Origin of the sequence: Allobosea sp. OK403, from assembly GCF_900113835.1 — a bacterium.
Classification (GTDB): domain Bacteria; phylum Pseudomonadota; class Alphaproteobacteria; order Rhizobiales; family Beijerinckiaceae; genus Allobosea.
On record NZ_FOQV01000007.1, the window covers coordinates 247,839 to 261,909 of the forward strand.

General features: G+C 65.9%; 12 protein-coding genes. 7 read left to right on the plus strand and 5 right to left on the minus strand.

Features of this window, described 5'->3' with window-relative positions:
- The first annotated feature begins 27 nt into the window (after positions 1-27).
- Genes BMZ97_RS22015 through BMZ97_RS22040 form a run of 6 tightly spaced genes read left to right on the plus strand, consistent with a single transcriptional unit; the run spans position 28 to position 4,830 of the window.
- On the plus strand, positions 28-891 hold the full coding sequence (locus tag BMZ97_RS22015; protein WP_175525665.1) for a transporter substrate-binding domain-containing protein: 864 nt from the start codon (positions 28-30) through the stop codon (positions 889-891).
- A 22-nt stretch (positions 892-913) separates the two neighbouring features.
- Positions 914-1,639: an ABC transporter permease gene (locus tag BMZ97_RS22020; protein ID WP_092174649.1), complete on the plus strand. Its 726-nt coding sequence runs from the start codon at positions 914-916 to the stop codon at positions 1,637-1,639.
- A gap of 4 nt (positions 1,640-1,643) precedes the next feature.
- Positions 1,644-2,345: an ABC transporter permease gene (locus BMZ97_RS22025; RefSeq protein ID WP_092174651.1), complete on the plus strand. Its 702-nt coding sequence runs from the start codon at positions 1,644-1,646 to the stop codon at positions 2,343-2,345.
- Complete coding sequence (locus tag BMZ97_RS22030) at positions 2,342-3,136, plus strand: ABC transporter ATP-binding protein (protein ID WP_092174654.1); 795 nt, start codon at positions 2,342-2,344, stop codon at positions 3,134-3,136. Before BMZ97_RS22025 ends, BMZ97_RS22030 begins: the two co-directional genes overlap by 4 nt.
- Before the next feature lie 56 nt (positions 3,137-3,192).
- Positions 3,193-3,885 carry a GntR family transcriptional regulator gene (locus tag BMZ97_RS22035; protein ID WP_092174657.1) on the plus strand — a complete coding sequence of 231 codons (693 nt, stop codon included), beginning with the start codon at positions 3,193-3,195 and terminating at the stop codon, positions 3,883-3,885.
- Positions 3,886-3,912: 27 nt separating this feature from the next.
- The gene (locus tag BMZ97_RS22040) at positions 3,913-4,830 is read left to right on the plus strand and encodes a homocysteine S-methyltransferase family protein (protein ID WP_092174659.1); all 918 of its coding nucleotides are present in this window, start codon (positions 3,913-3,915) and stop codon (positions 4,828-4,830) included.
- Between the two features lie 21 nt (positions 4,831-4,851).
- Here BMZ97_RS22040 and BMZ97_RS22045 read toward each other — a convergent pair whose 3' ends face one another.
- The 3 genes from BMZ97_RS22045 to BMZ97_RS22055 are packed head-to-tail and all read right to left on the minus strand — an operon-like array spanning position 4,852 to position 10,126.
- On the minus strand, positions 4,852-7,941 hold the full coding sequence (locus tag BMZ97_RS22045) for an efflux RND transporter permease subunit (protein WP_092174662.1): 3,090 nt from the start codon (positions 7,939-7,941) through the stop codon (positions 4,852-4,854).
- Positions 7,938-9,038 carry an efflux RND transporter periplasmic adaptor subunit gene (locus tag BMZ97_RS22050; RefSeq protein WP_092174664.1) on the minus strand — a complete coding sequence of 367 codons (1,101 nt, stop codon included), beginning with the start codon at positions 9,036-9,038 and terminating at the stop codon, positions 7,938-7,940. Before BMZ97_RS22050 ends, BMZ97_RS22045 begins: the two co-directional genes overlap by 4 nt.
- Positions 9,035-10,126 carry an efflux RND transporter periplasmic adaptor subunit gene (locus BMZ97_RS22055; protein WP_244546541.1) on the minus strand — a complete coding sequence of 364 codons (1,092 nt, stop codon included), beginning with the start codon at positions 10,124-10,126 and terminating at the stop codon, positions 9,035-9,037. The genes BMZ97_RS22050 and BMZ97_RS22055 overlap by 4 nt, the downstream gene beginning before the upstream one ends.
- 215 nt (positions 10,127-10,341) lie before the next feature.
- Here BMZ97_RS22055 and BMZ97_RS22060 point away from each other — a divergent pair, with 215 nt between their 5' ends.
- On the plus strand, positions 10,342-11,094 hold the full coding sequence (locus BMZ97_RS22060) for a TetR/AcrR family transcriptional regulator (RefSeq protein ID WP_092174669.1): 753 nt from the start codon (positions 10,342-10,344) through the stop codon (positions 11,092-11,094).
- A 31-nt stretch (positions 11,095-11,125) separates the two neighbouring features.
- Here the strand turns inward: BMZ97_RS22060 and BMZ97_RS22065 are convergent, their stop codons facing one another.
- On the minus strand, positions 11,126-12,373 hold the full coding sequence (locus tag BMZ97_RS22065) for an amidohydrolase family protein (RefSeq protein ID WP_092174672.1): 1,248 nt from the start codon (positions 12,371-12,373) through the stop codon (positions 11,126-11,128).
- A 79-nt stretch (positions 12,374-12,452) separates the two neighbouring features.
- Entirely contained in the window at positions 12,453-14,060 is a 1,608-nt protein-coding gene (locus tag BMZ97_RS22070) for an ABC transporter substrate-binding protein (protein WP_175525666.1), read from the minus strand.
- Between the last annotated feature and the right edge of the window lie 11 nt (positions 14,061-14,071).

Here is a 14,071-nt window from a genome sequence, read left to right on the forward strand (position 1 = left end):
TCAAACCCCTTCGTTGGAGATTCCGGCGTGAAGATCACCCGTTCGTCCTTCCTCACCCTCGGCCTCGGCGCCGCCGCCGGACTCGTATTTGGCACCGCGCCCCGCAGCGCCAGCGCCAAGGAATGGAAGGTCATCCGCGTCGCCACGGAAGGCGCCTTTCCCCCCTACAACATGCATGCGCCCGACGGCCGCCTGATCGGCTTCGAGCCGGAGCTGCTGCAAGAATTGTCCGCGCGCATGAACATCAAATGCGAGATGATCGCGCAGGCCTGGGACGGCATGATCGCCGGTCTGACCGACGGCAAATACGACGCGATCATGGACGCGGTCTCGATCACGCCCAAGCGCCAGGAGGTCATCGCCTTCTCGACGCCTTACGCAGCGGCTCCCTCCGGCCTCGCCATCATGAAGGACGGCGCCATCAAGTCGTTGCCGGGCACCGGCACGCGGATCCAACTGGCCGATGAGGCTGCGACGAAGGCGGCGGTCGAGGAGATGGCCAAGCCGCTCGCCGGCAAGACCATCGGCGTCCAGGTCGCGACGATCCAGAACGACTTCCTGACCAAATACCTCAAGGACGTCGTCACCATCCGCACCTACTCGTCCGGTCCCGATACCTTCCTCGATCTGAAGAGCGGGCGCGTCGACGCTGTGATGGCCTCGGCGATCAACCTCAACGCCTCCGCCAAGAAGTCGAATGGCGAGATGATCGCCTCGGGCTTTGTCTTCGCCGGCGGCCTGCTCGGGCAGGGCTCGGCGGTCGGGCTGCGCAAGGGCGATCCCGAGCTGAAGGAGCTCTTCGACAAGGCGCTGAAGTCCGTGGCGGAGGACGGCACGCTGAAGCGCCTCGCGCTGAAGTGGTTCGAGATCGACATCACGCCCGCGCTCTGACGCCGCGGACGATACGCCGCAGATGGGCGAGGCTTTCACCCTGCTAGGTTTCGGCCCCGAAGGTTGGGGGCACGCCCTGCTGACCGCGGGGCTGACGACGCTTGCCGTCTCGGCCTGCGCCTTCGCCTGCGGGCTCGTCCTGGGCACGCTCTGCGCCTGGGCCAAGATCGCGGGGCCGCCGGTGCTGCGCCGCGCCGCCGATATCTATGGCGTGGTGCTGCGCGGGATTCCGGACCTGCTGGTGATCTACCTGTTCTATTTCGGCGGCCGCCAGATCGTCACTGCGATCGCCAACCAGTTCGGCCATACCGGTCCCGTCGAGATCAGCGGCTTCGTCGCGGGTTCCCTCGCTATCGGGCTGATCTCCGGCGCGGCGCAAGCGGAGGTGCTGCGTGGCGCCTTCCACGCCATTCCGCCGGGAACGCTGGAAGCCGCGCGGGTCACGGGCATGAGGCGCTGGACCATGTTCCGACGCATTATCGCGCCGCAGGCGCTGCGGACGGCTTTGCCGGGCTTAGGCAACCAATGGCAGTCGGTGATCAAGGAATCGGCGCTGGTCTCGGTGACCGGACTGGTCGAGACCTTGCGCGCCGTCAGCGTCGCGGCGAATTCAACGGAATTGCCCTTCCTGTTCTTCCTGGCCGGCGGCGCGATCTATCTTGCGATCACCACGGTCTCAGGGCTCGTCTTCCGTATCGCGGAATGGCGGGCCATGCGCGGCCAGCCAGCCATGCGGGTGGGGGGCTAGCGGCGTGGATCTCGCTTTCATCGCCGAGGTGTTTCCGAAGCTCTTGGCAGGCCTGCCGCTGACGCTGAGCCTTGCGGTGCTGTCCCTGAGCGGCGGCGCCATCCTCGCGCTCTTGCTCTCGGGCCTGCGGGCCTCGTCCTGGCTCGGCGCGCAGTTCGCGAATTTCTATGTCTACATCTTTCGCGGCACGCCGCTGCTGATCCAGATCTTCCTGATCTATTACGGGCTCGCCCAGTTTCCGGCGCTGCGGCATTCGCTGCTCTGGCCGCTCCTGCGCGAGCCTTATGTCTGCGCCGTCCTGGCGCTCATGCTGAACGACGCTGCCTACACCTCGGAGATCCTGCGCGGCGGTCTGCGCGCCGTGTCGAGCGGGGCGATCGAGGCCGCCAAGGTCGCCGGCATGTCGCGCCCGACCATGCTGCGCCGCATTGTCCTGCCGCTGGCCTTCCGCCAGGCGCTGCCGGCCTATGGGGCGGAGGTGACCAGCATGGTCAAGGCGACCTCGCTCGCCAGCGTCGTGACCTTGATGGAGGTGACGGGCCTCGCCCGGGCAGAGGTCTCGCAGAGCTATCGCGCGATCGAGGTCTTCCTCTGCGCGGCAGTGATCTATCTCGTGCTCGTCACCGTGATCACGCGCCTCGTCCATTGGCTGGAAGCCCGGCTTTCGACCCATCGCAGCCCCGCCCTCGACCGGAGCCCGGCATGAATCCGACAACGGTTCGAACCCCGACAACGGTCCGACTGGCCAATATCCATAAGAGCTTCGGCAGGCAGGAGGTGCTGCGGGGCATCGATCTCGAGGCTCGCGATGGCGACGTCATCTCGATCATCGGCTCCAGCGGCTCGGGCAAGAGCACCTTGCTGCGCTGCATCCCCTTCCTCGAGATTCCCGATCAGGGCGAGGTCACGGTCGGGGACGAGACGATCGTCCTGACCGGCGCGGGGCACCGGTTTTCACGCGCGGAGAGGCAGAAGATCCGCCGGTTGCGCGGGCAGATCGGCTTCGTGTTCCAGAGCTTCAATCTCTGGCCGCATATGACCGCGCTGCAGAATGTCATGGAGGTGCCGCTGCATGTGCAGGGCAGGCCCCGCGCCGAATGTCGCGAGGAGGCCGAGGCCATGCTCGCCAAGGTCGGCCTGGCGGATAAGCGCGATGCCTGGCCGGCGCATCTCTCCGGCGGCCAGCAGCAGCGCGTGGCGATCGCCCGCGCACTGGCGAGCCGGCCCCGCGCCCTGTTGTTCGACGAGCCCACCTCGGCGCTCGATCCCGAACTGGTGGGCGAGGTCCTGCGCGTCATCCGCGCCTTGGCCGAGGAGGGGCGCACCATGCTGATCGTGACGCATGAGATGGCCTTCGCACGCGAGGTCTCCAGCCACGCCATTTATCTGCATGAAGGCCGCATCGAGGAGGCGGGTCCGCCGCAGCAGGTCTTCCTCGATCCGGTTTCCGAGCGCTGTCGCCGTTTCGTCCGGGGCCAGGCCGGCCCAGTCGATTGAACTGCAGGTCCTGTCGATTGAACTGCAGGTCTTGTCGATTGAACTGAAGGAACGCCGTGTCGTCCGATCCCCACCTCTCACTGCCCATCGAGCGGCGGAGTCTGGCCGACATCGCCCGGCTTCGCCTCCAAGAGGACATCGTGCGCGGCCGGCTCGCTCCCGGCGAGACGCTGACCGAGGTTGCGCTGTCGAGCCGCCTGGGCGTCGGCCGGGGGACGATCCGCACGGCGCTGTTCACTCTGGAGGGCAATGAGCTCGTCATCCGCGCGCCATACTCCAATTGGCGGGTGGCGCCGCTGAATGCGCAGGTCATATGGGAGATTTATACGCTGCGCGAGGCGCTGGAGGGCCTGGCTGCGCGCATCCTGGCGGAGCGCTCGACGCAAGGAGCGGCGCAGCGGCTGCGGGAGGCTTTCGCAAGGCTCGGGCCTGCGGAAGCGGAGCCGCTGGATCAGCGGGTGGCCGCCGATCTCGATCTGCATCGCGCCACTGTCGAGCTGACTGGGCACCAGCATCTGATCCACCGATACGCCGCCCTGTCCGCCAAGATGGAGTGGCTCTACCGCTGGTCGGAGGAGCACTGGCCCCAGCGCTATCCCCTGGAGGAAAGCCATCGTCCTCTGGTCGAGGCCCTCCTGAGCGGCTCGCCGCTCCAGGCGGAAGCGGCTGTGCGGCAGCATATCACTGTGAGCCTCGCAGAGGACCTGAAGGGATATGCCGCGCTCGAAGCCAGGCGCGCCGCGCGTTGAAATCCCCTATCGAATTGGAAGAGTGAGATGACGACGAGCCTTGGCGTGACCGTGCTGGATGGTGGCATGGGGCGTGAATTGAAGCGCATGGGTGCGCCGTTCCGGCAGCCCGAATGGTCGGCGCTGGCCCTGATGGAGGCGCCCGACACGGTGCTGGCCGCCCATCGCTCGTTCATCGCCAGCGGGGCGGAGATCGTCACCACCAACAGCTATGCGCTGGTGCCGTTCCATATCGGGGAAGAGCGCTTCGCGCGTGACGGCGCGCGGCTGGCGGCGCTTGCGGGCAAGCTGGCGCGGCAGGCGGCCGATGAGGAGGCCGAACGGACGGGGCGCGTCGTGCGCGTCGCAGGCTCGCTGCCGCCATTGTTTGGATCCTACCAGCCCGAACTGTTCGATGCCGCGCGTGCGCCGGCGATGCTCGATCGTCTGGTGCAAGCCCTCCTGCCGCATGTCGATCTGTTCCTGGCCGAGACCCAGAGCTGCATCGCCGAGGCCCTGGCGGCTTGCGCCGCAGTCGCCCCGACCGGACGGCCGATCTGGGTTTCGTTCACGCTGCAGGACGATGAGATCAACCGGACCGAGGCCCGGCTGCGCTCGGGCGAAGCCGTGGCCGATGCGATTGCCGCGGTCCGGCAGGCGGGCGTGCAAGCGGTACTGTTCAACTGCAGCCGGCCCGAGGTGATGGGGCCTGCCGTCGATATCGCCGCGCATATCCTTGGCGACAGCGATATCGCGATCGGCGTCTACGCGAACGCCTTCCCGGAGAAGACCGGCGAGGCGGCAGCCAATGAGGGCATCTCCGCGCTGCGCGAGGATGTCGCTCCGCAGCGCTATCTCGGCTGGGCCCAGGACTGGCGCCGGCGCGGCGCCAGGATCATCGGGGGCTGCTGCGGGATCGGGCCGGACTATATCTGCGCCATTCACAAGGGATTGAAGGCGGAGTGAGGCAGCCCTGTGCGACCGCGCTCAGCTCGTGGCCGCGGGGTGGGCCGTCTCAGGCGACGCTCCCGGCTCGGCGCTTGGCTCCTTCAGCCGGAACCAGGCGACATAGAGCGCCGGCAGGAACAGCAGCGTCAGCACCGTTCCGACGATGATGCCGCCCATCATGGCGTAGGCCATCGGCCCCCAGAAGACCTCGCGCGCGATCGGGATCAGCGCGAGGCTCGCCGCTGCCGCGGTGAGCAGGATCGGCCGCATGCGGTGCTCGGTTGCTTCGACCACGGCGGTCCAGCCATCCCGGCCCTCCTCGCGCAGATGCTCGATCTGGACGACGAGGATAACCGAGTTGCGGATCAGGATGCCGATCAGCGCCAGCACGCCCAGAATGGCGACGAAGCCGAGCGGCGCACCGCTGGGCACGAGCGCCGAGACCACGCCGATCAAGCCCAGCGGCGCCACGACGACGACCAGGAACAATCGCTGGAAGCTCTGCAGCTGGATCATCAGGATCGTGGCCATGGCGAAGAGCATGACGGGCACGATGGCGACGATCGGCCCCTGGCCCTTGGCGCTTTCCTCGACCGCGCCGCCGGTGGCGATCTTGTAGCCGGCCGGCAGCGTCGTGATGATCTCGCGCAGGCTCGGTTCGAGCGCCTTGACCACGGTCGCCGGCTGCAACGCGGTGATGACGTTGGCCTTGACAGTCACCGTCGGCAGGCGGTCGCGCCGCCAGACCACGGGCTGCTCGGATTCGTAGCGGAAATTGGCGATCGCCGCGAGCGGGACCGTTTTGCCGGTACTGCTCTGGACCTGCAGGTTCTGCAGCGTGTCGATCGAGGAACGCTCGGCGTCGCGCGCCCGGCCCATGACATTGATCAGGTAGATGCTGTCGCGCACCTGTGTCGTGGTCGCGCCGCTGACGACGCTGTTCAGGGTGGTCGCGATCGTTTCCGAGGTGATGCCGAGCTGGGCCGCCTTGTCCTGCAGCACATCGACCTTCACGACACGGCCGGGCTCGTTCCAATCATAGACGACGTCGCCGAGATCCTTGCTCGGCCCGATCGTGCTGGCGACCTTCTGCGCCAGTGCGCGCACGGTCTGGATGTCGGGCCCGCTGACCCGGTACTGGATCGGGCGCCCGACCGGGGGGCCGATGTCGAGCAGATGGACGAACGCGTCGGTCCCGACGAAATCGCGGGCCAGAATGGCCTTCAGCTTGGGGCGCAGGCGATCGCGCGCGGCGATGTCCTTCGTCACGATGACGATCTGCCCGAAATTCGGGCTCGCCGGCTGGACGTCGTAGGACAGCACGAAGCGCACCGCGCCCTGGCCGACATAGGACGACCAATGCTCGATATCGGGCTCGCCGACGAGGGCCTGCTTCTCGAAACGATCCATCTGGTCGCGCGTCTGCGTGATCGAGGCGTTCTGCGGGACGGTCCAGTCGATGATCAGTTCGCGCCGGTCGGAGGACGGGAAGAACTGTTCCTGGACGAAGCGCATGCCGCCGACCGAGAGGGCAAACAGCGCTACCGTCGCCGCGATCGTCAGCCATTTCCAGCGCACGCAGGCGCGCAGGAGTTGGTTGAAGGCGCGGGTCAACCGTCCGGGCCCCTCATGATGCTGCTTCATCGTCTTGGGCAGCAGCGTGACGCCGAGCAGCGGCGCAAACAGCACCGCGACCACCCAGGAGACGAGCAGCGACACGGCGATGACGACGAAAAGGGTGAAGGTGAACTCGCCCGCGGCACTGCCGTTGAGGCCGACTGGGATGAAGCTCGCCACCGTCACCAGCGTACCGGTGAGCATCGGAAACGCCGTCGAGGTGTAGACATAGGTCGCGGCCTTCTGGAGCGTGTCGCCGACCTCGAGCCGCGCCACCATCATCTCGACCGCGATCATGGCGTCGTCGACGAGCAAGCCGAGCGCGATGATGAGCGCGCCAAGCGAGATGCGCTGCAGCGAGATGCCGGCGAGCTCCATGAAGACGAAGGTAATGGCGAGCACGAGCGGGATCGTCAGCGCCACCACGAAGCCGGCGCGTGCGCCCAGGCTGATGAAGCTGACGATGAGCACGATGGCGACCGCCTCGGCCAGCGCCTTGGTGAAGCCGCCGACTGCCTCTTCCACGATCGCAGGCTGGTCGGAGACCAGATGCACGCCGACGCCGATCGGCAGCTCCGCCTCGATCTTGTTCATCTCGGCCTTCAGCGCCTCGCCGAAATGGAGCAGGTTGGCGTTGGGCTTCATGCCGATGGCGAGCCCGATCGCAGGTTGCCCGCCGACGCGGAACAGCGATGTCGGCGGATCGGCATAGCCGCGGCTGATGGTGGCGACGTCGCCAAGCCGGAAGAAGCGGTCGTTGATGCGCAGATTGATCGCGCGCAGGCTGTCTTCGGAGGTGAACTGGCCGCCGACGCGTACGCTGACGCGCTCGCCCTTGGCCTCGATCGTGCCGGAGGGCGTGATCGCGTTCTGCGCCTTCAGCGTGTCGACGACCATCTGCTGGGTGATGCCCAGCGCTGCGATCTCACGTGTCGAGAATTCGAGATAGATGACCTCGTCCTGCGCGCCGATGAGATCGACCTTGCCGACATTGGGGACCGTCAGGACCTTGGCGCGGACATCCTCGACATAGTCGCGCAATTGCCGTTGGCTCAACCCGTCGGAGGTGAAGGCGTAGACATTGCCGTAAACGTCGCCGAAATTGTCGTTGAACAAGGGTCCGACGATGCCGTCGGGAAACTGCCCCCGGATATCCCCGATCATGTTGCGGATCTTGACCCAGATCGCGGGGATGTCCTTGGCCTTGGTCGTGTCCTTGAGGTTGACGAAGATCGTCGTCTGCCCCGGCATGTTGAGGCTCTTGGCGTAATCGAAGCTGTCGAGCTCCTCGAGCTTCTTCTCGATCCGGTCGGTGACCTGGCTGATCGTGTCCTCGACGGTGGCGCCCGGCCAGCGCGCCTGGATGATCATCGTCTTGATGGTGAAGTCGGGATCCTCGGCCCGGCCGAGGTTAAAATAGGAGAACAGGCCCATGACCGAAGCCACGATCATGAAGTACCAGATGAGCGAGCGGTGCTGCAGCGCCCAGTCGGAGAGGTTGAAGCTCTTCACCGGGTAGTCCTCTCATCGGTCTTGTCGGCCTGGATCTTGACCACCTGCCCCTCGGACAGGCTGTTGACGCCTGCGACGACGAGGCGGGAGCCGGCCTCCAATCCGCCGCCGATCCGGGCGCTGCGTCCATTGCGCTCCGCGACCTGGACCGGCACGGTCTTTACGGTTTTCGCGGTGGTGTCGACGATCCAGACACGGGTTGCGCCGTCGCGCTCGAGCAGGGCCGAAAGCGGCACATTGATTGTCGATGTCGTTGCCTCCAAGGGCGTCGCCGTCACTGTCGCGCCGAGGCGGAAGGCCTCGCTGGCCTGTTCGAGCGTGACCTTGATCCGCCGGGTCCGGGTCGCGGCGTCGGCCTGCGGCGCGATTTCACGGACTTTCCCATTGGCCTTGATCAGCGGATCGGCCTGGAGATGAACCTCGAACGGCGCGCCTGCTGCCAGCAGCTGTGCGCGATCGTCAGGAATATCCACCACGGCTTCGCGAATATCGGTCCGGGCGAGCGAAACCACGCGCTTGCCGGCGGCGACCATCTGCCCGACCTCGGCATCGGTCGTGGTCACCACGCCGTCGATATCGGCGCTGAGCGTGGTGTAGCCGAGCTGCTCGCGCGCCTTTGCCAGATTGGCCTCGGCCTGCTGCACCGCGGCGGCCGCCGCTTCCTTGGCCTGCTGCGCGGTGTCGAAATCCGCCTGGTTCGAGACCTGTCGCCCGAGCAGGATCGAGATCCGGCTTTCGGCGGCGGTGGCGTTGGAGAGCTGCGCGCGCGCCTTGACCAGATCGGCCTCGGCGGTGCGGAGCGCAAGCGCGAGGATGAAGGGGTCGAGCTGGGCCAGGCTCTGCCCGGCCTTGACGAGATCGCCGACATTGACGTTGCGCGCGACCAGGCGACCGAGCACACGGAAGCCCAGCTCCGTCTGATATTGCGGCTGGATCGTGCCGGCGAAGCCGATCGTCTTGTCGCCATTGGGCTTCACGACGATCGACAGCACGGGGCGCGCAGGCGGCGCCGCTTTCGTGTTCGAGTTTGTCTCGGAATTGCAGCCCGCGAGAGCCAGGGCGGCTCCCGCGACGGCGAATGTGGCGATGTGTTTCATCCTGCATTCCCCGCCCTGGCCGGCAGGAGCGCCGTCGGTTGCTGCTCGGTGGGCGCGACGATCTGGCCCGGCCTGAGAAGCTGCGCCCCGCCGGTGACCACGACTTCGCCGGCGCTCAATCCGCTGCTGATCAGCACTTCGCCGGTCCGATAGATGTCGATGACGACGGGCTTGAGCGAGACAGCGCGGCTTTTCGGGTCGACCACCCAGACGGCCGCCTTGCCTCCTTGCGTGAAGAAGGCCGTCCATGGCAGCGCGAAGACATCCCGAGGCTGGAAACGGCCGACCCCGGAGACGGCGGCGCCGAGCGTCATCTCCGGCGGCGGCTGATCGAGGCCGATCTTGACCCTGACCGACCCGGTCGTGGGGTCGACGACGGGCGCGACCTCCCGCACCGTGCCTGTGACCTTGATGCCGGGATTCGAGATCAGTGTGATCTCGACATTGCCGTCGGCCGGCTTCTGCACGAGAAGCGCCTCATAGACGTCGAAAACCGCATCGCGCGAGCCGTCCCGAGCGACGGTGAAGACGGCTTGCGCCGCCTCGACGACTTGCCCCACCTCGGCATTGCGCGCGGTGATGATGCCCGGCGCTTCGGCGCGCAGGGCCGTATAGGAGAGCTGGTCTTGCGCGGTGGCGAGATTGGCCTTCGCGCTGTCGAGCGACGCCTGTGCTGCCCGATAGGCTTCATTCGCATTGTCGTAGCTGCGTTGCGTCGTATAGCCGTTGGCGAGCAGCGATTTCTGCCGCTCGAAGGTGGCGCTCGCCTGGCGCAACGTCGCCTCGGCAGCTTGCACGCTCGCCGTCGCCGAATCCGTATCGGCCTTCTGCTCGGTGGTCTCGAGCGTGGCGAGAACCTGGCCGGCCACGACGCGGTCCCCGACATCGACGCTGCGCGTCGCTATGCGGCCGGCGAAGCGGAAGGACAGATCGCTTTGGATGCGGGCCTTGATCTCGCCCGTGAGCGAAACGGTCTGGGCGCGCGGTGAGAGCTTGGCCGTTTGCGTCAGCACCGCCAATGGCGGTTGCGCATCAGCCGGCGCGGAATCCTTGCAGCCGGCGAGCGCCAGCAGCGCAAGGACGCCCAAACCTGGCCCGGCGCTGCGCCGCGGTCGCCATAGAGCATTGCGCGAAAAAGTGGGTGCCGGTTTTTCGCTGGAGCAATGCTCTAAACTTTTAGAATCGATCACGTTTTTCGCATTCGGACGTTTCCGTCCGAATGCGACGTGATCTAGCCTGTCTTGTCGAGACTGTGCCATCGAATACCTGCTAAACTAAACGGTTCAGTTTATTTCGTTGACGGATGCCCTGCGTCCTGTCAGGAGTCAAGAGGAAACTAAACGGTACAGTTCAAAAGGGGGGCGAAAACTGCATGGCGCCAGGAACCCGCAAAAGCAACCTGCCGGAAGGTGGCATGAAAAGCATCGAGACGCGACCCGATCGCCGCAGCCGGAAGGTCGAGCAGATCCTGGTCGCGGCGTGCGATCTGTTTCTCGAACACGGCTTCGACACCGTCACCATGGACATGGTCACGCGGGTCTCCGGCGTCTCCAAGGCGACGCTCTATGTGCATTTCGCCAATAAGGAAGCCTTGTTCGAGGCCGTTCTGACCGATGAAGCCAAGCGCATCACCGACACGATCTGGCTCTCCGATGTCGAGGTCGACGACGTCCCGACGGCGCTCAATCGTGTCGCCCGGAACTTCATCGACATTTTCACGGCCTCGCGCTGCCTGTCGCTGTGGCGCGCCGCTATCGGGGCGGTCCCGCGTTTTCCGGGGATCGGTCGCGTCGTGTTCGAGGCTGGGCCAGTGGTGGTGACGGAAAGGCTCGCGCGCTTTTTCACCCTGGCGGATGAAAAAGGTCTCCTCGATGTCCCCAATCCATCCCTGGCCGCCCGGCAATTCCTGAGCATCATCCGGGGCGATCTCGACGTCCGGGGGATGCTGTCCCTGGAACTGCCCTCGAAGCCTGAAATCGAGGAGCAGATAGAGGAGGGGATTGCGCTCTTTCTGGCGCGCTATGAGCGCCGGGACGGCATGAGTCGCCGCTCGTAACCCGATCTCGCCTGGATAGGCGGGAACGTTTTCAAGTCGCGGCGCGGTCGGGGCGCCGTTTCGGCTGTCCGCCCTGCATCACGAAGCGGACATCGCGCAGCACCCCGAGATCGTCGAGCGGGTTCCCGCGAACGACGACCGCATCGGCCGCGAGGCCCGGCGTCAGCCTGCCGACATGATCGTCGATGCCGATAACCGTCGCGGCCAGGCCCGTGCCGGCAATGATCGCCTCCATGGCGCTCATGCCGCCCTGATGCATCAAGGCAATCTCCATCGGCAGATCGTCGATCGCCGTGAAGCGCCAACCTGCATCGGTGCCGGCGACGAATGTCACCCCCGCTTCGCGAAGCTGGCGGAACTGGTCGAGATTGGCGGCGAAGGTTTTGCGCCACCGCGCCAGGAAGGCCTCCTCAGTCGGCGTGCGCTCCTCCTTGGCAAGCATCGCCCTGAGCACGGCTCCGCCGACCGCCAGCGTGCTGGTCACGGGAATGCCTGAGCGCGCGAGGCGCTCGGCCACGGCCGGTTCGTAGGATTGGTTGCCCTTGCCGTCGGTGATGAAGCCGGCATGTTCGATCTGGTCGAAGCCGGCTGCGACGACATCGTCGATCGAGGCCGCACATAGACAATGCGCGGCGATCTTGCGGTCGCTGCGATGCGCCTCGTCGACCATGACGGCCAGCTCCCTGGGCGTGAAGGAGGGTTTCCAGGATTGCGTGTTCAGCGTTCCGCCGCCGCTCGCCATCACCTTGATGAAATCCGCACCCAGCTTCACCATCTCGCGGACCTTGCGGCGCAGGCCGTCCTCGCCATCCGCCTCGCCGCCGAAATACCAGGTATGGCCACCGGTGATGGTGATGGGCTGGCCGCAGGCGAGCACGCGCGCGCCTTCGCCATGGCCGAGCTCGAGCGCCCGGCGCAGATGGATGGCTGTGCTGTTGAGTGCGCCGACATCGCGCACTGTCGTGATGCCTGCTGCGAGCGCCTTGCCGACGGCGAAGGTCGAGGTCGCCATCAGCACGCCCTCGGGCTCGCGCATCGCCACTTCGAGCGTGGTGCCGTCGCCGGGCAGGTTGAGATGGACATGGGTGTCGATCAGCCCGGGCAGGATGGTGCAGCCGGGGAAATCGAGAATCTCGGCATTCCCCGTCGAAAGCCCGTCCGGGATGCCCCCGGCATGGACAGCCACGACCTTGCCCTGCTCGACCACGAGTACGGCGTCCTGGACAGGGGCCGAGCCGGTTCCATCGATGAGCCTGTCGGCTCGAATGAGCGTCGTCACTGGCGAACTCCTGTCTCGTCATGTCGGGTCATCCGGGCGCGATCAGCTTGTTCGCGCCCGGACTTAAGTTTCCGGGCGCTCAGTCGGCCAGCGAGGCCGCGCCGAGATATTCGAAGCCGCCGCCCGTATAGGTCACGCCGGTCAGCTTCTTCGTCGTCATCACGAGGTCGATGTTCTGGCGGATCGGCAGCATGACGGCCTGGTCCATCAGGATCTTCTGGACCTCATGATAGATCGTCAGGCGCTTGGCGGGGTCGCGCTCCTGCTGTCCGTCCTTGAACAGGGCGGTCAGCTTGGGGTCGGAGAAATGGCTCCAGTTGAAGTACTGGCCGGGCGTGAACCAGCTCTGCAGCGCGTCGGGATCGACGCCGATATATTGCAGCGGCGTCAGCGACATATCGCCGTTGATATTGGCCGCGAGCCAGGCCGGCGAGGCGAGCTGCTGGACATTCACCTCCATGCCGATTTTCTGCAGATAGCCCTGCATCGCCTGGGCGAGCAGCGGATAGGAGGTCGAGGTCGAGATCGCGGTCACGGTCAGCGTCAGGCGCTTCCCGCCCTTCTCCCAGAACCCGTTCACCTTGGTCCAGCCGCCCTCCTTGAGCACGGCCTCGGCCTTGGCCGGATCGTAGGAATAGACGCTTTCGAGCGAGCTATCGTAGCCGATCATGCTGGGTTGCAGCGGCGTCAGGCTCGGCGGGAAGGCGCCGGCCTCGGCGAGCTGGATGACGCCCTTCTTGTCGATCGCGTAATGGATCGCCTTGCGGACGGCGAGATCGTCGGTCGGGAACCTGCTCGCATTGATCGGCGCGAAGATGCCGAGCCCGGTGATCGGAACCGGGATCGCCGTATACCTGTCCATCTTCTGGAAGGCGTTCCAGTAGACGCCGGGCGTCTGCTGCATCATCTGCGACTGGCCGCTCTGGAACTGGCTGACGCGCGCTTGCGGGTTCGGCACGATCTGGAACAGCACCTGTGCGATATCGGGCGGGCCCTTATGGGAGAGCACCGAGGGGCCCCAGTTGTAATCCTCGTTGCGCTTGAGGATCAGGCTCTGATTGGGCTCGTAGCTGACGAAGGAGAACGGGCCGGTCCCGGTCGGGTGCAAGCCGAGATCCTTGCCGTATTCGGCCATCGCCTTGGGCGACTGCATGCCGAGATAGGGCACGCCGAGCTGTCCCAGGAAGGGCGCGTAGGGCGTCTCGCAACTGAACTCGACGGTGTATTTGGCGGTTGCGGTCGCTGTCTTGCAGGGGCCGAGCAGGCCGATCGAGACCTTGGACTGGGTGCTCTTGTCGGTGATGTATTTGATGTTGGCGACAACGGCCTCGGCATCGAAGGGCGTGCCGTCATGGAATTTGACGTCCTCGCGCAGCGTGAAGCTATAGGTCTTGCCGTCCTCCGAGATCGTCCATTTGGTCGCCAGATGCGGCACGATCTTGAAATCGGGCGTCAGCCAGATCAGCGTGTCGAAGATGTTGGCCAGGAGCGGGCCGACATTGCGCGCACCGGTCGTGGCGGGATTGAGCGTGTCGATCGGCTCGGCCCAGCCGACCGTGAGCTTGGCCTGCTTGTTCGGGGCGGCCGGTTGCGCCTGGAGCCCGCCGACACCGAGGGCAAGGCTGCCGGCGGCAAGGAGGGTCGCGAGCGCCGTCTTCATTCCGGTGTTGCGCTGTCGTTCACTCATCTCGTCTCTCC